The following is a 22,286-nucleotide window of genomic DNA, read 5'->3' as shown; positions in this document are numbered from 1 at the left end:
GTTCGGGCCGGTGATGACCAGCATGCGACGGTCCGGGTGCAGATCCAGGTCGTTGGGCTCGAACGGCTGGTCACGCACCGCTTCCACCACCGGATGGCGGCCGCGCTCGATCTTCAGGCACGGCTCGGCCTGCAGCTCCGGGCGCGCCCAGTCCAGCGCCTGCGCACGTTCGGCGAAGGCGGCCAGCACGTCCAGTTCGCTGAGTGCGGCAGCACACTGCTTGAGCGGCTCCAGCTGGGTGCCCAGYGTGTCCAGCAGCTGCTCGTACAGGTACTTTTCGCGCGACAGCGAACGGTCGCGGGCGGACAGCACCTTGTCTTCGAACGCCTTCAGTTCTTCGGTGATGTAGCGCTCGGCGTTGGTCAGTGTCTGCCGGCGGGTGTAGTGCACCGGCGCACGGTCGGACTGGCCCTTGCTGATTTCGATGTAGTAGCCRTGCACACGGTTGTAGCCGACCTTCAGGGTGGCGATGCCGCTGCTCTCGCGCTCGCGCTGCTCCAGGTCGACCAGGAACTGGTCGGCGTGGGTCGACAGGCGGCGCAGCTCATCCAGCTCGGCGTCGAAGCCATCGGCCAGCACGCCACCATCGCTGAGCTTGAGCGGCGGCATGTCGGCGATCGCGCTGGCCAGCAGGTGGGCGCATTCGTCGTGTTCGCCGAGCGCGGCGTGCAGGGTCTGCAAGCGCGGTGAATCCAGCGGTGCCAGCACCTCGCGTACGGCCGGCAGCAGGCCGAGGCCATCGCGCAGGGTGGAGAAGTCGCGCGGCCGTGCCGAGCGCAGGGCAACGCGGGTGAGAATGCGTTCAAGGTCGCCGAGGCGGCGGAACTGTTCGCGGATATCTGCGTCCGCGCCACGGTCGATCAGTGTTTCCACCGCGTGGTGGCGCTGCACCAGCACCTCGCGCAGGCGCAGCGGCCGATGCAGCCAGCGGCGCAGCAGGCGGCCGCCCATCGGCGTCACCGTGCTGTCGAGCACGCCGAGCAGGGTATTGCGGGTATCGCCGTCGACGCGGGTGTCCAGCTCCAGATGGCGCCGCGTTGCCGCGTTCATCGCGATCGCTTCGCCGGCGGTTTCCATCGAGATGGACGTAAGGTGSGGCAGGCGCTGCTTCTGGGTYTCYTCGACATAGCCSAGCAGGGCGCCGGCAGCGGCCGTTGCGCGCGGCTTGTCGTCGATGCCGAAGCCGCTCAGGTCATGCAGCTTGAAGAAGTTCAGCAGCTGGCGGCGGCCACTGTCGGCGTCGAACAGCCATGGCGCGCGGCGACGCACGCCGCTGCGCTGGCGCAGGAACTCCGGCCAGTTCTCCTCATCCGGCACCAGCAGTTCGGCCGGCTCCAGGCGCGCGAGTTCGGCTTCCAGCGCGTCATCGGTGTCCACTTCGTTGACCAGGAAACGGCCGCCGGCCAGGTCGGCCCAGGCCAGGCCATAGCCGCTCTTGTTGCGCGACAGGGCCATCAGCAGGGTGTCGCGACGCTCGTCCAGCAGCGCTTCGTCGGTGACCGTGCCGGGGGTGACGATGCGCACCACCTTGCGTTCGACCAGTCCCTTGGCCAGTGCCGGGTCGCCGATCTGTTCGCAGATCGCCACCGATTCGCCCAGCGCGACCAGTCGTGCCAGGTAGCCCTCGTAGGCGTGCACCGGCACGCCGGCCATCGGAATCGGTGCACCACCGGAGCTGCCACGCTGGGTCAGGGTGATGTCGAGCAGGCGCGCGGCCTTGCGCGCGTCGTCGTAGAACAGCTCGTAGAAGTCGCCCATGCGGAAGAACAGCAGCAGGTCCGGGTAGTCGGACTTGGCTGCGAAGAACTGCTTCATCAGCGGGGTGTGTTCGGCGGACTTGTCTTTGGACATGGGACTCGTGGATCAGGGGCGTCCGCTCGCGCCGGAGGGCAGCGGGGCGGAGCCGGTACAGGGCTGTCCATGGTAACTGGTCGCGGCAGGGGGGACGCTTTTGCCGGGGGCGTGGCACGTGTCGCAGGTGAACAGCTGCGGTGGCGCGTGCGACTCTCAATGGTTGTGCGGGAGGCTCGGGCGATGGGCAATTGCGAGTGAAACGGTCGTTGCCGGCGCCAGCCTGCTGGTGCTGGGTGAATCCGCGTTATGGGTCACAGCTTTCGGAGGGATGTCCGGCGGAGGGTGGATCGCCGCAATCGGGCGGTCAAACGGAGTCATGCATGTTCCTTCGGGTGTTGCTTGCGATATTTCTGGCCTGCACCGCGGGTCTTTCCCTGGCGGCAGAGGCGGCGCCGTCGAATGACCTGCACCACCTTGCGTTGCGGGTGCTGCACGACGGGGTCCCCGCGTTCTCGCCCCGGCTGAGCGTGCGGCAGGGGCGCACGGCGACCGTCGCGCTGGAGGGCAGGCATGGGCAACGCTATAGCCTGGTGGTCGACATTGCCGAAGCGGAGGCCATCGTCGGCGAAGCGGGTGCAGACCTGCAGTGGAGCCTGTGGCAGGACGGGACGCTGCTGCAGAAGGGCGCATTGACGATCTCTCCGGCGATGGTGCAGGCGGCGGCACTGGAGGGGCGGCCGCTGGGTGTCCGCAAGCGTGGGCTGGGCGGGGTACAGGCCGACGTCCAGGTGCTGGACTATTCGGTGGAGGCGTCGCCCTTGGGAGGAGATGGCAGGGCGACTGCCTGTGCCATCGCCTCGCCAATGGCAACCGCTCGCGATAAGGGATGTTGTGCAGCGAAGTGCCAGGATGGCAGCGGACAGTCGCTCAAGTGCTGTGGTGCAAGCTCCTGCTGTGCATGTGGTACCTGTTGCCACGTTCCTTGATGGGCGTCGGCAGCAGGCGTGGCAGCCTCAGGCCTGTACCAGGGTGATGTCCGGGTGGCTGGCGAAGATCTCCATCACGATGTCGAAGTAGGTCTGCCCCTCGCCACGTTGCAGGGCGTCCAGCTGGCGGCCGATGGTTTCGGCATTGAACGTACCCGGCTGCCGCAGCTTGTCTTCCAGCCACGCGCGCGTGGCCTCCAATCCGAGTGCCTCTCGGCTGCGGTCGATGTCGCGCCAGACCAGCGTGGCGGTTTCGTGCCCGGCCAGCGCGCCATAACCGCCGTTCAGCAGATCGTCCAGCCCATCGAGACTGGGCCCGAGCTGCCAGGCTTCGCCGGCCATGAATACCCGGTTGATCTCCGCATAGAGGCTGGGGATATCAACAATGGCGGTGCCATTGATCTGCAGGAATACGGTCATGCGCCGACTGTAGCGTGGGCCGGCGAAAGGCGTTGTGCTGAACGCCGTTGCTTTGCGACGTGGCGCGTGCGTGCGCATACTCTGGATCTCTGCCTGCGGTGTTCTGTCCCCGTAGTCCTGGGCATTTGAAAATTTYCCTATAGAAATCCTTCGGGCGGCCGATAGCCTATGCGCCACTTCGCGTCGGGCGCGGTGGCATGCCGTTGCATACCCCCGGCGAACCTCGATTCAAGCCATTGGGTTGGCCCTTCTCCTTTCCGGGAGCAGGACCGCTGACGCGTGGCATCAACACGTGGAATTGATTGTGCAAGCAAGGAAGATGTCTGTGCGCGGTGCGCGCCGCAGTGGTGGAGGGTTGGTGCTTCTGGGCATGGCCTTCAGTGTTGCTGCCCAGCAGGTGGGTGACCCGGGCGCGCAGGAGCTGCTGCGCCAGCAGGAACGAGAACGCGTGCTGCGCGAGCAGCAGGAAAGCCGGCCCGATGTACGCCTGAAGAGCAGCCAGGGTGAACAGGGGGAGCGCCTGCCGACGCAGGAGCAGCCCTGCGTGCGTATTGATCGCATCGTGCTGGACGGCGAGGGTGCCAAGGGCTTCCAGTGGGCATTGGCCGCAGCCGATCCGCGCGAAGATCCCGCCAGCGGCCGCTGCCTGGGCACTGAAGGCATCAACGTGGTGATGAAGCGCGTACAGAACGCGATCATCGCGCGTGGCTATGTCACCACCCGCGTGCTGTCGGCCCCGCAGGATCTGAATACCGGCACGCTGACACTGTCGGTGGTGCCCGGGCGATTCCGCGAGGCGGTGTTCACCGAGGCGGATGGGCGGCATCCGGCCATCGCCAATGCGCTGCCGATCCGCAGTGGCGGCCTGTTGAACCTGCGCGACATCGAGCAGGGGCTGGAGAACCTGCAGCGCGTGCCCACYGTCACTGCTGACATCAAGATCGCACCTGCAGACGGCGAAGGCGCCGCGCCCGGGCAGAGCGACCTGAACATCGACTGGAAACAGCGTTCGCCGGTGCGTGCCAGCCTGACCCTGGACGATGCAGGCAGCCAGGGCACCGGCAAGCTGCAGGCCAACGCCACGCTGTCGTTGGACAACCCGCTGGGCCTGAACGAGCTGTTCTACGTCAGCGCGGGGCGCGGCGTGTTCAATGGCAAAGGCAAGGACACCAACAGCTGGACCGCGCACTACGACGTGCCCTACGGCTACTGGCTGTTCGGCGCCACGGCCAGTGCCTACGACTACAGCCAGACCGTGGTGGGCGCGTACGAAAGCTATGACTACAGCGGCCGCAGCGGCAACGCCGAGGCACGCGTGGATCGCCTGTTGCTGCGCAATGCCAAGACCAAGCTGGGCATCTACGGCCGCGGCTGGCAGCGCACGTCGAAGAACTACATCGACGATACCGAGATCGAGGTGCAGCGTCGCCGTACCTCGGGCTGGGAGCTCGGCCTGACCCACAAGCAGTTCATCGGTGCGGCCACGCTTGATGCCACGCTGGCATACCGGCGCGGCACCGGTGCCTTCCATGCACTGCGCTCCCCGGAAGAGATGGCCCGGGCGTGGGATCCAAGCCTGCCGTTGGAAGGCACCTCGCGGATGAAGCTGATCACGGCTGACGCGCAGTTCAGCGTGCCGTTCCAGCTGGGCAAGCAGCGCCTGCGCTACACCGCTGCYTGGCGCGCGCAGTGGAACCGCACACCGTTGTCGCCACAGGATCGCTTTGCGATCGGCGGCCGCTACACGGTGCGTGGCTTCGATGGCGAAAGCTCGCTCAGCGGCGAGCGCGGCTGGTCGCTGCGCAACGACCTGTCGCTGGGTATCGGCGGCGGCCAGGAGTTCTACGTCGCCGCCGACTACGGCCGCATCGGCGGGCCATCGGCGCAATGGCAATCCGGCCGGGATCTGGCCGGCATGGCATTGGGCCTGCGCGGCGGCTGGCAGCAGCTTTCCTGGGACGGTTTCGTGGGCTCGGCCCTGCACAAGCCCTCCAACTTCCCGACTGACTACACCACCTTCGGCTTCAGCCTGGCGTGGCGCTACTGATCTGGCACAAGGATTCGTGAAATGAACAGCATCTATCGCCTGGTTTTCAACCGCGCGCTGCGCGTGTGGCAGGTCGCTTCGGAACTGGTGAAAGGCGGTGGCGGCCTGGTCGGCCAGGTCGCCGGCCGGCAGACGGCAGCCGTGTCGCCGCTCGGCTTCGCGCTGATGTGCGCGTTGGGATGGGTCAGCCTGGCGCCCGTGGCTGCAGCGCAATCGGTCGGCCACATCGTGTCCGATCCCAACGCGCCAGGCCGTGAGCGGCCCACCGTGGTCACCGCGCCGAACGGTGTGCCGATGGTCAACATCACCACGCCATCGGCCGGTGGTGTTTCGCGCAACCGTTACTCGCAGTTCGATGTCGGCCGCGAGGGCGTGATCCTCAACAACGCGCGTGGCCAGGTGCAGACGCAGCTGGGTGGCTGGGTGCAGGGCAATCCGTGGCTCGCCACCGGCAGCGCCCGGGTCATCCTCAACGAGGTCAACGGCCCGGCCAGCCGGCTCAATGGCTACGTGGAAGTGGCCGGACAGCGCGCCGAGGTGATCATCGCCAATCCTGCCGGCATCCAGGTCAACGGTGGCGGTTTCCTCAATGCCAGCCGCGTCACGCTCACCACCGGCGCGCCGGTGTTCAGCGGCAGCGGTTCGCTGGAAGGTTATCGAGTCAGTGGTGGGGCAATCGAGGTCAACGGCGATGGCCTCGATGCCAGCCGCGCCGACTACACCGACCTGATCACCCGATCGCTGAAGGTCAACGCCGGCATCTGGGCCAACCAGCTGCAGGCGACCCTCGGCAACAACGTGGTCAGTGCCGACCACAGCCAGGTCAACGCTGCGGCGGCCAGCGGCGATGCGCCGACCTTTGCGCTGGATGTGGGCGCGCTGGGGGGCATGTTCGCCAACAAGATCTGGCTGGTCGGCAATGAACACGGCGTGGGCGTGCGCAATGCCGGCAGCATCGGTGCCCAGGCCGGCGAACTCGTGGTCACGGTGGAYGGCCGGCTGGAGAACACCGGCGCGCTGCAGTCACTGCAGAACGTGCGCGTGCAGGCGAGCGGCGATCTGGCCAATGCCGGCACCATCGCTGCCACGCATGAAGCTGCGATCACCTCCGGTGGCACGCTGGACAACAGCGGCGGCAAGCTCAATGCACAGCGCCTGCAGCTGCAGGCACAGGCTCTGCGCAACCGTGGCGGTGCCATCGAGCAGACCGGCGTGCAGGCGTTGAGCCTCACCGCAGGCAGCGTGAGCAATCGCAGCGAAGGCCTGATCGGTGCGCTGGATGCGGTGGCGTCGGGCGGCTCCGGCGGTACCCCCAGTGGCACCTCGCCGGGAAGCGGCGGAACGCCAGGTACCGGTGCGCCCGGAACCGGCACGCCCGGTACGGGTACTCCGGGTACACCGGGTACCGGCACTGGCGACGGTACGCCGGTGACGCCGGCTGTTCCGTTGGCCGCCGGTGTGCTGGACATCGCCGGCACGCTCGACAACGACGGTGGCAGCATCAGCAACGGCGGTCGTGTATCGCTGGTTGCGGGCAATGGTCTGGACAACAGCGGAGGCCGCCTTGGTGTGGCCTCGCTGCGCGCCACGGGCGATCTGAACAACGATGGCGGCACACTGCAGGTGCACGGTGACGCTGCGCTGCAGCTGGGGGCGCTGTCCAACCAGAAGGGCGCGCTGAGTGTGGCCGGTGCGCTGCAGCTGCAGACACAGTCGCTGGACAACCGGGCAGGCGAGCTGCGCCATGCCGGCAGTGCCGAGTCGGCCTGGACAGTGCAAGGCGCGTTCAACAACGACGGCGGCCTGCTGGCGACCAATGCCGAGCGCCTGACGCTGGGGGCAGGTCGGGTCTTCAACGCCGGTGGCCGCATCGAGCATGCCGGTAACGGCGGCCTGTTGCTGACCACGGGCGACTGGACCGGTGCCGGCGGTCGCCTGAGCACGCTCGGTCGCCTGGACTGGACGGTGGGCAATGCGGACGTGCGCAATGGCACGCTCACTGCAGCGCAGTTCCAGATCGTCGCCGGCACGCTGGACAACCGCGGCGGCAGCCTGCTGTCGCTGGGCAACCAGGGCAGCATGCTGCGCGCCGGCACGCTGGACAACAGTGCCGGTGGCACCGTGGCCGGCAATGGCGAGCTGACCGTCTCGGCGGGGACGCTGGACAACAGCAAGGGCCTGCTGCAGCAGGCCGGCAACGGCGCGTTGCGTGTACACGCCGATACTCTGCGTGGCAGCGAGGGCCGCCTGCTCAGCAACGGTGACCTGACGCTGACCGGTGGCCAGCTGGATGTGAGTGGCGGCACCACCTCGGCGCAGAGCGTGCAGATCCAGGCCGACGGCCTGCGCAACGCCGGTGGCCAGATCGTGTCGCTCGGCAATTCCGAGTTGGCGCTGGATGTACGTGGCACCTTCGACAACCAAGGCGGGCAGGTGCTTGGCAACGCGGGCCTGCGCATCGATGCGGGCCGCATCGACAACCAGGAGGGCACGCTGCAGTCGGCCGGTAGCCAGGGCGCGACACTGACCGTGCGCGACGAACTGGACAACAGCGCCGGTGCGATCTCTGGCAACGGCCAGTTGCAGCTGCACGTCGGCAGCCTGCTCAACCAGGGCGGCAAGGTACTTGCTGCGGGCAGCGGCCTGTTGCAGGTGCAGGCCCGCGAACTGCTGGACAACCGCAATGGCGGCCGTCTGGCCGGCAGCGGAGACGTGCTGCTGCAGGCGGCGCGGCTGGACAACCGTAGCGGTGCAATCGAGCACGCCGGCAGCGGCTCGCTGCAGATCCGTGCCGATGCGTTGCAGGGCGCAGCCGGGCGGATTCTCAGCCAGTCGTCGCTGATGCTTGACGGCGGCGAGCTGGTGCTGGGTGCCGGCAGCACCACCCAGGCCGAGCGCGTCGCGATCAATGCCGAACGCCTGGACAACGCCGGCGGCAACCTGAGCTCCACCGGCAGCGATGCACTGCAGCTGCGCGTGGCGCAGGCCGTGGACAACAGCGGCGGCACGATCGCAGGCAACGGCGCGCTGGATGTGCAGGCCGGTGAACTGCTCAACCGCAAGGGTACGCTCAGTGCTGCCGGTGCAGCCGACAGCACGTTGCAGGTCGACGGTACGCTGGACAACCATGAAGGCACCATCGCCAGCAATGCCAACCGGCTGACCCTCACTGCCGCACAGCTGGACAATACCGCCGGTGCCATCCGCCAGGCCGGCAACCAGGGCCTGGATATCACCACGGCCCGCCTGGATGGCAGCAAGGGCACGTTGGTCTCTGCGGCTACGCTGACCCTGCGCGCGGATGAGGTAGACCATCGCGACGCAACGCTGGGGGCTGATCGCTTCGACCTCGARGCCGGAACGCTGGACAACACCGGCGGCCGCATCATCGCAAGTGGCGAGGGTGCCAGCCGCATCCATGCCACCACGCTGGGCAATGCCGGCGGTACGCTGGCCAGCAATGGTGACCTGACGCTGCAGGCGCAGACGCTGGACAACAGCGCAGGCAAGATCCAGCACGCCGGCAGCGGCCAGTTGCAGGTGCTCGCACAGACCCTGCTGGGTGCGGGCGGCAGCGTGCTCAGCAATGGCACGTTGGTGCTGGAGGGCAAAACGCTTGACCTGTCGAAGGCGACCACCTCGGCGCGCCGCATCGATATCAACGCCGATAGCCTGACCACCGCCGGCGGTGCGCTCACTGCTACCGGCGAAGAAGCTCTGCGCCTGCGGGTGCAGGGGCTGCTGGACAATCGCGGCGGATCGCTGGCCAGCAATGGCGTGCTCGACGTTTCCGCGCGGCAGCTGATCAATGCGCAGGGCACCCTGCAGGGCGCCGGCAGCGGCCGTTCCACCCTGGCCATCGGCGAGGCACTGGACAACCAGAGCGGGCGCATCCTGCTGGGTGGCGCGGGCACGATCAATGCCGCCAGCCTCGACAACCTCGGCGGTACTGTCCATGCCGGCGGCAGCGAACTGGTGCTGGGCATCGACGGTCGCCTCGACAACGGCAGCCAGGGGCTGCTGTCCAGCGCCGGTGCGATGACCCTGGGCGCCGCCAGCCTCGACAACCGGCACGGCACGGTGGTGGCAGGCAAGGACCTGCTGCTGACCACGGTTGCAGGCGTGGACAACAGCGATGGCGCGATGCAGGCCGGCGAGCTGCTGCAGCTGCAGGCCAATGGCCTCGACAACCAACGCGGCACGCTGCTGGGGGGGCAGCTGACCGTCGATACCCGCGGCCAGCGGCTGGACAACAGCGCAGGTACGCTGGGTACGCAGAAGGGTGCGCTGACCGTGCACAGTGGCGCGCTGCTCAACCAGGGCGGCCGGGTGCAGTCGGCCGCCGATCTGCGCATCGATACCGCAGGGCAGACCATCGACAACCGGGACACCGCCAGCAGTGGTGGCCTGTTGGCGGCGGGCACACTGCAGCTGGACGCTGGTGCGCTGGACAACCGAGGTGGCACGCTGAACGCACAGGGCGATGCGCGGCTGGTGCTGGCCAGTGCCGACAACAGCGCTGGCGGTACGCTTGCCAGCGCGTCGGGCCTGTCGCTGCAGGCGACGACGCTGGCCAACGGCGCCGGGCGCGTGCAGGCCGGGCGCAATCTCGACCTGACCCTGAGCGGGCACCTGGACAACACTGCCGGCGCGATCGCCGCCGGCCAGTTGCTGACCCTCACCGCAGCCAGCGTGGACAACCGCAACACCCGCGGCGGCGATGGCACCCGCGGCCTGCAGGCAGGYCAGCTGCAGTTCGGAACGCAGTGGCTGGACAACAGCCAGGGACAGATCGTCACCGATGGCGGCGCGCGGTTGCAGGTCAACGGCCAGCTGCAGAACAACGGGGGTGTCATCACCACCGGCGGCAACCTCGACAGCAGTGCCGACAGCGTCGCCAACAGTGGCGGCCTGCTGCGGGCCGATGGCAGCCAGACCCTGGTGGCGCGCGCGCTCAGCGAGGACGGCCAGGTACACGCCCAGCGCGACTTGAGCCTGACCCTGCAGCAGGGCCTGAGCAACCGCGGCGAATGGGTGGCCAACGGCACGCTGGCCCTGCATCTGTCCGGCGACCTGGACAACCAGGGCGTACTGCGTGGCGGCAACCTCGATCTCAACGCGCAGAACATCACCAACGCGGCCAACGGCGAGATCTCCAGCGAAGGCATCACCCATCTCAATGCACGCGGCCAGCTGACCAATCGCGGCCTGATCGACGGCAAGGTGACCCACCTCGAAGCCGACGTGCTGGACAACCTTGGCACCGGCCGCATCTATGGCGACCACGTGGCGATCTCGGCCGGCGTGCTGAAGAACCATGCCGAGGATGCCAACGGTGCCACCCGCGTCGGCACCGTGGCCGCGCGCGAGCGCCTGGACCTGGGCGTGCGCGAACTGCAGAACACCGGCAAGGGCCTGCTCTACAGCGGCGGCGACGCGGCCATCGGTGGATCGCTGGGGGCTGATCGCATTGCTGCGGGCACGGCCGGCAGGATCGACAACATCGGTTCGATCATTGATGTGAGCGGCAACCTGGCGATCGATGCGGGCGCGATCAACAACATCCGTGAGAACGTGTCGGTCGTTTCGACAAAGACGATCGACACCACCGCGAGCATGACGGTTGCGTCGTGGCAGAAGAACAGCAAGAACACGGCGGGAACGGTCAGCGACACCAGCAACTACAAAGCATGGGAGTTCTACTACATCGCGCCGGAAGACGTGCTGCAGGATGAACCCTTCATTGCCGCCGACGGCACCCGGCTGGGCAAGGCGGTGATCCGCCTGACTGCGAACACCTCGCGCTTCTTCTTCGGCTCCGGCGGCTTGGGCTATGACGTGCGTGGCGAGCGCTGGCGCATGGATCCGGTGAACGGGACGGTCACGATCTACTACGTAAGCAAGGGTACTGCCGCCAATCCGGACCAGGTGGCAGGTGGCGATCCCTTCGATGTGCTCAAGTCCAAGGAGAAGTTCACCTACCAGACCGACCGTCTGACGTTCTCCAACGCGTACGGAACCTGCAGTACCACGTGCATCCAGTTCATCACCCCCGCCGGCTTCAACAACCCAGACGCGACCATCTTCGGGCGGCGCCAGCACACCCAGGAAACCAGCCTCAACGAGCAGAACCGCCTGGCGCACCATGTCGCCTACGAGGACCAGCTGCAGTCCGGCGTCGGCGCCGATGCGGTCATTCGATCGGGTGGCAACATGCGCCTTTCGGTAGATGAGCTGAACAACCTCTACGCGCAGATCGCTGCCGGCGGCAATATGCAGATCGTTGGCCACGGCGCGGACAGCCGTGTGCGCAATGAGGGCGTGGAGCTGTTTCGAACGCATACGTTCAACAACACATCGATTGCCTACAACGGCACCCGCACGCAGTGGGAAGCAGCACCCATCTCCGAAAAGATTGGTCAACTGGGCGGGCAGATCACTGCCAACGGTACGCTCAGCATCGACGTCGGCGATCTGAGCAACCTCAACCAAGGGCGCAACGCACCCAACGTGCAGGATGGCGCGGCAATGGCCAACCTCAACGTGCAGGGGCCGAAGACGCTGCCGGACGGCCCTGGCCATAACGGTGCGCAGGGACCGGGCCACAGCGGAGGGACGGGGGCGGAACGCGCGCTGGCACGGGCGGCAGATGCCGCCGGCACGCAGCAGGGCGGCACGGTCGGGGGCATCGCCGGCAATGGCACTGCATCCGGGGCGCGCGTGGTCGCGGCGGCCGGCGGCTCGCCGGACCGCATTGCGATGGGCGCGCCGGACACCCGTGCACCCACGGCCAGCCTGTTCAACGTCAACCGCAACGGCGGCAACTATCTGGTTGAAACCGATCCGCGTTTCACCGACCACAAGACGTGGCTGAGCTCGGACCACCTGCTTGGGCAGATGGGCTACTCGCCCGATACCGTGCAGAAGCGGCTGGGTGACGGCTACTACGAACAGAAGCTGGTGCGCGAGCAGATCGGCGAGTTGACCGGACGCCGCTTCCTGGACGGTTACGCCAGCGACGAGGCGCAGTACCGCGCGCTGCTGGAAGCCGGCGCTACCGTGGCCAGCGAATGGGGCCTGCGCCCCGGCGTGGCGCTGACCGAGGCGCAGATGGCGCAGCTGACCAGTGACATCGTCTGGCTCGTCGAGCAGACCGTGACGCTGGCCGACGGCAGCACCACCACCGCACTGGTGCCGCAGGTCTACCTGCGCCTGCGCCCGGGCGATCTGGATGGACAGGGGACGCTACTTGCCGGCGCCAACGTCGATATCAAGTTGGCCAATGGCCTGGTCAACACCGGTGACATCGCTGGCCGCAAGCTGGTGACCATCGATGCCGGCAACATCGAACACCTGGGCGGCAGCATTTCCGGACAGTACGTCGGGTTGGCGTCGGACAAGGACATCCGCATTGCCGGCGCGACCGTGACGGCGACCGATGCGCTGTCGGTGCAGGCGGCGGGCAATGTCACGGTGGCCTCGACAGTGGAGACCCTCGGCGCAGGTGGAACGCATGCGTTCGAGATTACCCAGCTTGATCGTGTCGCCGGACTGTATGTGACCAACCCAAGCGGCGATGGCGTGTTGTCGGTGGTGGCCGGCGGTGACATCAGCCTGCAGGCCGCGCAGATCCGCAATGCCGGTGCTGATGGTCTTACCCAGTTGGCGGCAGGCGGCAGCCTTGATCTGGGCGCGTTGACGCTTGGCCAGCGCAACGACTCCACCTACGACGAGCGCAATCATGTGCGCAGCAGCCAGACTACGCACGCAGCCACCAGTGTGCAGAGCGGCGGCGATGTGGTGCTCGCTGCCGGCAAGGACATCAACCTTGCTGCAGCGCAGATCAAGGCCGGTGGTGGCCTGGCATTGCAGGCCGGCGGTGACATCAACAGCCAGGCGCTGGTGGACAGTGTCAGCAGCGACTCCAGCGCGGCGGGCAAACGCAGCTCGCGACAGGTCAGTCAGAGTGATGAAACGGTGCGGGGCAGCACGCTGCAGGCAGGGGACAATCTGCTGCTGAGCGCTGGCCGCGACGTGAACCTGACCGCCGCACTGGTCGAGAGCAGCGATGGCGCAGTCAGCGTAGTCGCTGGCCGCGACGTGAATCTGCTCTCGGCCAACGAGACGCACGACTACAGCCTGGACAGCTACGAGAAGAAAAAGAAGACGCTCTCCAGCACCACCACCACGCGCAGCGTCGACAACAGCGACAGCTATGCCATCGGCACGGCGATCCAGGGCGAGAGCATCAACATCACTGCCGGTCGCGATCTGACCGCAGTCGGTGCGGTGGTCGATGCCACTGGCAACGTGATTCTGGGAGCGGGCAACAATGTACTGATCACCGCCGCAGAGGACCATCACAGCAGTGAGTCCAGCGAGAGCAAAAAGAAATCCGGTATTACCGGAGGCTTTGGCAACGGCGTGGCGTCGGTGGGCTACAGCAGCGCGAAGAACAGCAGCACCAGCGCCGAGCAGTCCACCACCCAGGTCGGCTCGGCCATCGCCTCACGCGAAGGTAATGTGCTGATCAATGCCGGCAACCAGCTGACCATTGCCGCTTCGGACGTCGCCGCTGGCGAGAACCTGACGCTGGTGGGCAAGGACATCGCGCTGCTGGCGCGGCAGGACATCACGGACAGCCAATCCAGCCAGGCGAGCAAGTCCAGCGGCTTCTCGGTGGGCGTGACCTACGACCCGACCAAGGCCTACCGCAGCGCCCGCGACTCGACCACCGACGGCATGGGCGACAGTGGCTCGGCGATGGGGCGGATCACCCGCACCGCTGAAGGTGCGGCCTCCGGCCTGCGTGCAGCCACCACGTCGACCGTGGTGACCGCCGGCAGCCAGCGGTCCAACAGCGAGCAGAGCCATTCGACCAGTGACGCGCGTGTCAGCCAGCTGGCTGCCGGTGGCGATCTTACGCTGATTGCCAACGGAGGCTCGATCCTCAGCCAGGGCACGCAGATGTCGGCCGAGGGCAATGCCGTGCTGCTGGCCACCAAGGACATCGTGTTCGACGTTGCCCACAACACCGAGCGCAGCGACAGCAGCAGCCGGGGCAAGGGCTGGGGCCTGGCCAACAACACCAGTGGCCTGCCGTTTGGCACCAACAACTCGCAGAGCGACGGCAGCGGCAGCAGCGACACCATCACCGGCACTCAGTTGTCGGTGGGAGGTGGCGTTCGCATGGCCACCACCGAAGGCAACATCAGCCTGACCGCGGCCAACATCGCCGCCGAGAAGGACGTGAACATCCGTGCGGCCGGTGATCTGCTGGTGCGCAGCGGGCAGGACACGGTCAGCAATGCCAATACGTCGGACAGCAAGGCGATCGGCTCGGTGCAGATTTCCGATACCGAAAAGTTCTCCGGCTGGCACCGCGAGCAGCACCAGGACGACAGCGCGCAGGTGTCACAGGTGGCCAGCAGCATCGGCAGCCTGGGCGGCAACGTGAACCTGACGGCTGGCGGCAAGTACACGCAGACGGCCAGCAACGTGGTGGCCGCCAAGGACGTGAACATCACTGCCGCCGAGATCGAGCTGCTGACCGCCGATGAAAGCGGTCATTACTCGCAGAGCGACAAGGACCTGAAGATCGGCGTGTTCGCACGGGTGAAGTCGCCGCTGATCGACCTGATCAACAACGTGGACGCGGCCCGTCAGTCCGATGACCGCCTGCAGAAGATGCAGGGCATGGCCGCCGGCGCCAACGCGTATCAAGCGGCCAGTGCGATCTCGGCGCTGTCCGGCCGTGCCGGCAGCGGCGACCTGTTCAGTGCTGAAGCCGGCATCGGCTTCAAGACGGCCAACAGCAGCGCCGATGGCAGCAGCACGGTCTCGCGCGGCTCGACCATCCAGGGCGGCGGCAACGTCAACCTGACCAGCACCACGGGCGACATCCACGTGGTGCAGGGCAACCTGAGCGCGGGCAACACGCTCAGCCTGGATTCGGCCGGCGACATCCTGCTGGAAGCGGGCAAGGCACACGTGGCAGACCGCAGCAAGAGCAGCAATGCCGGCGCCGAAGTGGGCGTTGGCGTKGTSGTGGGCGCGCAGACAGGCGTGTATGTGTATGCCGAAGCCAGCGTGGGCAGCAGCAAGGCGAACTCGGACAGCAATACCTGGCAGAACACCACGCTGACCGGCCAGAACATCTCGCTGAAGGCCGAGGGTGATACCACCTTGCGTGGCGCGACTGCCACGGCCGATCGCATCGACGTCAAGACCGGCGGCACGCTGACGATCGAATCGCTGCACGACATTGCCGAGAGCATGTCCAAGAACAGCCAAGTGGGTGGGCGCGTGCAGGTGGCCTTCGGTAATGCGTGGAATGCCGATGGCTATGCCAGCGCAGGCAAGGCCGAGGGCAGCTACCAGGGCGTGGGCCAGCAGAGTGGCTTGTTTGCCGGCAACGGTGGCTATCACGTGGATGCTGGACACGTGAACCTGATTGGCGGCGCGATTTCCAGTACCAACGCGGCCAACAGTGAACTGACCGCACAGACGCTGACCTTCAGCGACCTGCAGAACCAGATGGACTACTCGGCCAGCTCCGGCAGCATCAGCGGTGGTGCGGGCGGGCAGATGAAGGGTTGGGACCCGAAGGCGGGCACTACCGCCCCCCGCGGTGGCCCAGGCATGTCGATGACGGAGAACGGCAGCGACAGCAGTTCAACGCTTGCGACGCTGACCGAAGGCAACATCACCATCGGTGGCAAGCAGACCACGGCGGCGGAGCTGGGTATCAATACCGATGCCAGTGCAGCGCATCGTGCGCTGGAGGCGATGCCGGATGCCACCAAGCTGCTGGCGGACCAGCAGGCGATGGCGGCTGCGGCGGGGACGGTGCTTTCCACAAGCCAGCAGATCGCCAACGACATTGGCAGTGCTGGAGCGAACAAGATCACCGACAAGTATCGGGAAGGGCTGAGCGTCGAAGAAAGACGGGTATTTGATGACCTTCCTTGGGACGAGCAGTTCAATCGTCTGGTGGCGTTCGATCCCGCCTATCCCGAAGCGCTGGTGACCCAGCAGAAGTGGGCCCCCGATGGCGTCTATGGCCGCGCGCTGGGTGCGGTCACCACCGCATTGGTCGGTGGCGTGGCCGGGCAGGGCTTGGGCCAGCTGGGCTCCAATGCGTTAGCGCCGTATGCGGCGGAACTGATCGGCAAGACGTTCGATCCGAACAAGCAGAGCGCGGTCCCCAGTGAGGCCATGCAGATGCTGTCGCACGCACTGCTGGGAGCATTGTTGGCGGAGGCCAATGGTGGCTCGGCGGGGAGTGGGGCGCTGGCGGCGGGTGGGGGTGAGCTGGCAGCGAAGTTCCTTGGCGACTACTACGCCAAACAGAATGGCGGGCAGTTGACTCCCGAGCAGGCGGAGCAAGTAAGGGTGCTCGGACAAGCGGTCGGCGCAATGGCGGGAGGACTTTCCGGTGCAGGAATTTCTGGCGCGACATTGGGCATGGGTATCGCGAAAAACTCCGTTGAGAACAACTACCTGAATCACGACGAGCGGATGGAGTACCTTCAGGCGACTGTTATCTGTTCTGATGCAGGTAAAGACTGCGATATCAAGGAGAACTTCGAGCGGCTCTCCGCTGAGCGCGATTACAAGCTGATGATGGCATGCCAAGTGCCAGGGTCTATCGCGTGCAGTGAGCAGCGATCACTGGCGAAGATTGCATTGGAATCGCATAACTCYCCTATATATAAGGGGGAGTATGACGCCTGGATGGCGGAAAACGCCGATAAGCTCATCGCTGCGAGCAAGAATGCCGGTTCTGGGGTCAACCTTGACACGTTGGCAATTCACTCTTCCACCGAAGATCTGCAAAGGAAGGTGTACTGTTCGCTGGTTGGTGAGTGCGGTTCGAACACTGTCGATCTATTGCGTGGTGCAGGCTACGGTGCGGAAGCCGACTGGCTGTTGTCGACGAATCGAGCGGTCGCTGGTGCTGCGTTCGTAAACGGGCTCTGGACCGGGGGGAAGGACCTTGTAGCTGGTGCGGCAAGCATGAACCAGATCAGTGTTCTGCTGGGCTTTTTCTCGGATTACAAGGAGATGGACAAGCTTGGCTTGCAAGCCTTCTCCGAAAAACGCAACAACGCGATCAGTCAGGGCATCAATGAGTACATGGAGAAGACGGCAGGCCTTGCGTACTACCTGACTGGTGGTAGGAACTCGTGGAATTTTGAAGACGTAGATCAAGCGGCTGACATTGGTGGAAAGTTCACGTTTGACATCGGAACTTCCTTGGTCGGGCCGGGGGCATTCCTCGCCAAGAGGACCATGACGGCTGCTTCGGAGGTAAGACTTATCGCCGATGCGGAACAGCAGCTCATAAAGTACATCGCAGGTATTGGGAGGAACCCGCCAGCAACCGCGATCGGTGCCGTTGATCCTACAACTGGTAGAATTGTGACTATGTCGAGTGGCCCTGTTCCTGCCGTGATCGCACCGGAACTGAAGGCGTACGCCGATTCGCTCGGAGGCCTTGGTGTCAAGACGGCATGTGGGAATACTATTGGTCGTTGCGCAGAATTCAGAGCTGCAAACGAACTGATGCTGGCAAATCCACGCCTGAAGCTTGAGGATATCAAATTCACTGCTGCTGTTCGGCCAAGAAGTGGTCTTCCTGTTCCTAGATGTGATAATTGCAAGAATATATTTGGAGGTGAGTAATATATGGAGATGGATGAGGAATTTCTTGAGGTCAATGACATAGATTGGTTTGCAGTTGGTGCTGATGGATATGTTTGTCATTTTGCTACGGGAGGGCGTGGTTTCGTGCCGCGCCAGGTTGCGTCGTCCATCGAGGGCTGGCAATTGGTGTGTGACTATATTTACTCGCTTCCTATTTGCTCGGGCGTCATCGTGGTTGAAGAGAGCTTGCCTGATTTCAGCGGCCTCGCTCAGCGCGAGGCTTATCTTCGCTCTTTCCTTGAAATGGCAAGTCGCGGGATTTTTAGTCATGACGTAAGCGGGGATGGTTATCGCCTTATCGCCAAGCCGGAGCTTGCGCTTCGCGATGACGACCTTCCCGAGCGTGTTCGAAATCATATTCCAAGGATCGCCATCGGTTCGGACGATGTTCTGCTTCATTTGATGCGCTGAATGTGGCTTTTGTGGAAGAGTGTGAAAGGGGCAGGCGATGCCGGACCGGGCAATTGATCGGCTACCGGGTTACCCGGCTAGAACAGTCAATCCTTCGAATGACTGTCAGTGTGTTTTTTTTGGATGAAGAATCAGTGCAGATGAAGATCGAGCCCACTTTCGGTAGTGCAGAGGGTGGCGCGGAGCGAGACGCAGACTCGGCCGCTGACGAGTCAAGTGAAAAGAGTGCGCTGGCGATTGTGGTTGGGGACCGGTTCTCCACCTATTGCCATTTCTGGAGGCTGGACGACGCAGCCGGCAGGGCGCCGAGACGGTGGCATTGGCCGGCGTTCCTGTTTTCATCATTGTGGTTCTTCTTCCGACGCATGCCTGTATGGGGCACGATCTGGTTCATCGTTCCGCCTTTGGCGATGACCACGTTCACTCAGATGGGTCTGCCATGGTTCGCGGTAGTCGTCTTCGTGGTCTGCCGCGTGCTTGCCGGAATTCTGGCGAATTCCCTGTACCTGTCTCATTGCCGGAGGATTGCCCGCAAGGTGCTTGCCGGGCATGGAGGCGCGCATCGGCGGCGTGCCGAACTGCAGAAGGCCGGTGGTGTCAGCTACACCGCTCTGGTGATCGCCTTGGCGGTAACGGCCTCACAGAACACCCTGATCAATCTGGCAGTTCGTTCGATGCCGAAGGCAGCGCCCAGGCAGTCTTCACTGCACCTGCCGGCGAACCGGCCGGACCCGGATCTCGAATATGCGGAGAGGGAGGTGTACCAGGAGGAGCTGCGTGCGATCGCGATGACGGCGTGGCCGGCGGGTGTTCCAATGGACAACAATGTCTGCATTGTCGAGCTACGTCTGACGCCACCGGGTACCGTGCTGGATGCCAATGTTCTGGAGCCTTGCACGTTGGACGAAGCACAGCGCGAGCAACTGCTCGTCGAAATCAGGCGTACCGATTTCACGGTCGAGGGGAAAATGCGGTTCTTCACCCGCCATACCGTCATCGGCTTGCGTGGCTGATTCCCGCCACGGGCCTGATTTCCTCACGGTGAGATTCTGCTTGAACGCGTTTATGTTAACGCGGCGTTGTTTCAATAACTGATCTTAAAGTTTCCCGCAGTCGTGCCGCCACCGATATAGGGCCACGATCAAGGGAATTGAGATGCTCGCCTTACGCAACCTCCGTGTGGGATCCCGGCTTTCTGCCGGCTTCGGTCTGCTGTTGCTGTTCATCCTGGCCATTGTCGGCCTGGTGTTGTACGGAAACCATTTGAAGTCCGCCCAGTTCGAGAAAGTGGTGGGCGTGAACATGGTCAAGATGCGGTTGTTGAACGACATGCTCGATACCAACAACGCGGTGCTGATGCATCGCCGCCTGATGGTGATCAAGCGCGGCGAGGAGTTCGACAAGGATTACCAGCGGGCGCAGGAACTGAGCCGCACCTACGATGGAATCTGGGACAAGTACGTCAAGATTCCCCGCGATCCCACCGGCGATACGCTGGTGGCGCAGATCGCGGCGGCACGCAAGGCCACCGACGTCTCCACTCAACAATTGCATGAGCGGATGAAGGCGGGCGACTACGACGGTGCAGCCACCGAGCTGCTGGCCGAGCACGGTCTGGMCACGGCCTGGAATGGAGCGATCTCCAGCCTGCTGCGGCACCAGGAAACCCTGACCGAACGCAGCCGTGAGGAATACCGCGCCACGGAAGCGTGGACGGGAACCCTGTCCATCGCCTTCGGTGTGCTCAGCCTGATTCTCGGCGCACTGGCCGCGTGGGCGATCACCCGCAGCCTGACCCGCCCCTTGGCGGGCGCGGTGAAGCTGGCCGATGGCATCGCCAACGGTCGCTTGGACAACGTCATCGATGCCTCGGGCAACGACGAGGTGACCCAGTTGCTGAAGTCCATGCAGCGCATGCAGGGGCAGCTGCAGGCGGTGATGGCCGCGCAGGGCGAGATGGCGCGGCAGCACGATGATGGCAGCCTGGGTTATCGCATGGACGAGAGCGCCTTCCCCGGCGACTACGGGCGCATGGTGCATGACACCAACGCGCTGGTGGGCTCGCACGTGCACGTGCAGAACCGCCTGATCGAGGTGATGAAGCACTACGCGCGCGGCGACCTGTCGGTGGACATGGATCGCCTGCCGGGCGAGAAGGCGGCGATCACCCAGGCCATGGACGAGACCAAATCGAGTCTGTCGGCCATCAACGGCGAGATCCGCCGGCTGGCCACAGCCGCGGCCGCAGGCGACTTCAGCCTGCGTGGCGACGAAACACGCTTCGAGCATGATTTCGGCGACATGGTGACCGGGCTGAACCGGTTGATGCAAACCACGGACGAGAACCTGGTGCAGGTGTCGAGCCTGCTGCAGGCGATCTCGCGCGGCGATCTGACAGTACGCATGCAGGGCGATTTCCACGGTGTGTTCGCCCGCATGCGCGACGACTGCAACGCGACCGTCGAGCAGCTGACCCAGATCGTCGGCCGTATCCAGGCCAGTGCATCCAGCATCAATCTGGCAGCGGGGGAGATTGCCTCCGGCAATACCGATCTGTCGCGGCGTACCGAGCAGCAGGCGGCCAACCTGGAAGAAACGGCAGCGTCGATGGAGGAGCTGACCTCCACGGTGAAGCAGAACGCCGAACACGCGCGCCAGGCCAACCAGCTGGCGATCGGTGCACATGGGGTGGCTTCGCAGGGCGGCGAGGTGGTCGGCCAGGTGGTGACCACCATGAGCGCCATCGAAGCGTCGTCGAAGAAGATCGCCGAGATCATCAGCGTGATCGATGGCATCGCTTTCCAGACCAACATCCTGGCGCTCAACGCCGCCGTGGAGGCCGCGCGTGCGGGTGAGCAGGGCAGGGGCTTTGCGGTGGTGGCCAGCGAGGTGCGCACCTTGGCACAGCGCTCGGCGGGTGCGGCCAAGGAGATCAAGGGCCTGATCGAGGAGTCGGTGGGCAAGGTGTCCGACGGCTCGGCGCTGGTGCGTCAGGCCGGCACGACGATGGGCGAGATTGTCGCCTCGGTGCAGCGGGTGACCGACATCATGGCGGAGATCTCTGCAGCCTCGCAGGAGCAGAGCTCGGGCATCGAGCAGGTCAACCAGACCGTGATGCAGATGGACGAGACCACCCAGCAGAACGCCGCGCTGGTGGAAGAGGCCAGCGCTGCTGCGCGGTCGATGGAAGAACAGGCAAACCTGCTGGCCGAAGCGGTGTCGGTGTTCCGCACCGGCGCTTCGGTGGCGGCGGCAGCGGTCCGTCCGATGTTGGCAGCGGTCGCTGCAAGCGTGCCGCCGGTGCGTCGCGTGACCGGGGTGCCGCTGCGGAATGCCCCGTCGCTCGCTGCCAACACGGGTGGGTGGGAAGAGTTCTAAGCCGGGTGGGAGACGGCGCCCATCGCGAGGCTGGTCGCGATGGGCGCATTTTTGTTTCCTGAACCGATGATGGCCGCTCAGCCTCCGGAGACGTGGATTTCACCTGCAGTTGCCACGTGCAGGCAGACACTTGCGCCATACCGGAGCACAGGAGATGGCCATGAAGACCTCGACCCGATTGATGGTGCTGGGCACCCTGCTGGCGGCCTCGTCCGTTGCTGGCGCACAGAATTACGGCCCGCGTGATGAAGGGCGCAAGTTCAACGATGGCAGCCGCGTGGTCTGCAAGAACGTGGAAGTACAGCGCAATACCCGCGATCCCAACCGCATCACCGGTACCRCTACGGGCGCCGTGGTCGGCGGCCTGTTGGGCAACCAGGTAGGCGGCGGCAACGGCAAGAAGCTGGCGACCGTCGCCGGTGCCGTGGCGGGCGGTGCAGCTGGGCGGCAGATCCAGGGCAACCATCAGCAGAAGACCGGCGATCGCGTGGTCGAGCGCCGTTGTGAGCGCGTCTATCGCTGATGCCTCCATGCGATAACCC

9 protein-coding genes are annotated in these 22,286 nt (G+C 65.1%); 7 read left to right on the top strand and 2 right to left on the bottom strand.

Going from position 1 to position 22,286, the window contains the following annotated elements; genetic code table 11:
• Window positions 1–1,851 (bottom strand): DNA mismatch repair protein MutS (mutS, locus tag AC1DJN_RS10360; protein ID WP_478039173.1); only part of this gene is annotated, 1,851 nt, incomplete at its 3' end.
• 323 nt (window positions 1,852–2,174) lie between these two features.
• Between mutS and AC1DJN_RS10355 the strand changes: the two genes are divergently transcribed.
• Window positions 2,175–2,780 carry a hypothetical protein gene (locus AC1DJN_RS10355; protein WP_442251356.1) on the top strand — a complete coding sequence of 202 codons (606 nt, stop codon included), beginning with the start codon at window positions 2,175–2,177 and terminating at the stop codon, window positions 2,778–2,780.
• A gap of 27 nt (window positions 2,781–2,807) precedes the next feature.
• Here AC1DJN_RS10355 and AC1DJN_RS10350 read toward each other — a convergent pair whose 3' ends face one another.
• Window positions 2,808–3,200, bottom strand: coding sequence for a barstar family protein (locus AC1DJN_RS10350; RefSeq protein ID WP_442251357.1), 393 nt, complete (start codon window positions 3,198–3,200; stop codon window positions 2,808–2,810).
• Window positions 3,201–3,570: 370 nt separating this feature from the next.
• Here AC1DJN_RS10350 and AC1DJN_RS10345 point away from each other — a divergent pair, with 370 nt between their 5' ends.
• The 6 genes from AC1DJN_RS10345 (at window position 3,571) to AC1DJN_RS10320 (ending at window position 22,267) form a co-directional block, all read left to right on the top strand.
• Window positions 3,571–5,247, top strand: coding sequence for a ShlB/FhaC/HecB family hemolysin secretion/activation protein (locus AC1DJN_RS10345; RefSeq protein WP_442251364.1), 1,677 nt, complete (start codon window positions 3,571–3,573; stop codon window positions 5,245–5,247).
• Window positions 5,248–5,268: 21 nt separating this feature from the next.
• A complete protein-coding gene (locus tag AC1DJN_RS10340; RefSeq protein WP_442251358.1) occupies window positions 5,269–17,934 on the top strand; it encodes a hemagglutinin repeat-containing protein in 12,666 nt (4,221 codons plus the stop codon).
• A 9-nt stretch (window positions 17,935–17,943) separates the two neighbouring features.
• The gene (locus AC1DJN_RS10335; protein WP_032976071.1) at window positions 17,944–18,366 is read left to right on the top strand and encodes a hypothetical protein; all 423 of its coding nucleotides are present in this window, start codon (window positions 17,944–17,946) and stop codon (window positions 18,364–18,366) included.
• A 140-nt stretch (window positions 18,367–18,506) separates the two neighbouring features.
• The gene (locus AC1DJN_RS10330; RefSeq protein ID WP_235189926.1) at window positions 18,507–19,379 is read left to right on the top strand and encodes a DUF2628 domain-containing protein; all 873 of its coding nucleotides are present in this window, start codon (window positions 18,507–18,509) and stop codon (window positions 19,377–19,379) included.
• Between the two features lie 142 nt (window positions 19,380–19,521).
• On the top strand, window positions 19,522–21,744 hold the full coding sequence (locus AC1DJN_RS10325; RefSeq protein WP_478039172.1) for a methyl-accepting chemotaxis protein: 2,223 nt from the start codon (window positions 19,522–19,524) through the stop codon (window positions 21,742–21,744).
• A 154-nt stretch (window positions 21,745–21,898) separates the two neighbouring features.
• A complete protein-coding gene (locus AC1DJN_RS10320; protein WP_478039171.1) occupies window positions 21,899–22,267 on the top strand; it encodes a glycine zipper 2TM domain-containing protein in 369 nt (122 codons plus the stop codon).
• The last annotated feature ends 19 nt before the right edge of the window (window positions 22,268–22,286 follow it).

The organism is Stenotrophomonas sp. 05L414_2 (assembly GCF_056397905.1).
The sequence above is the reverse complement of the archived record's forward strand: the minus strand, read 5'-3'. Positions and strand labels throughout refer to the sequence as shown.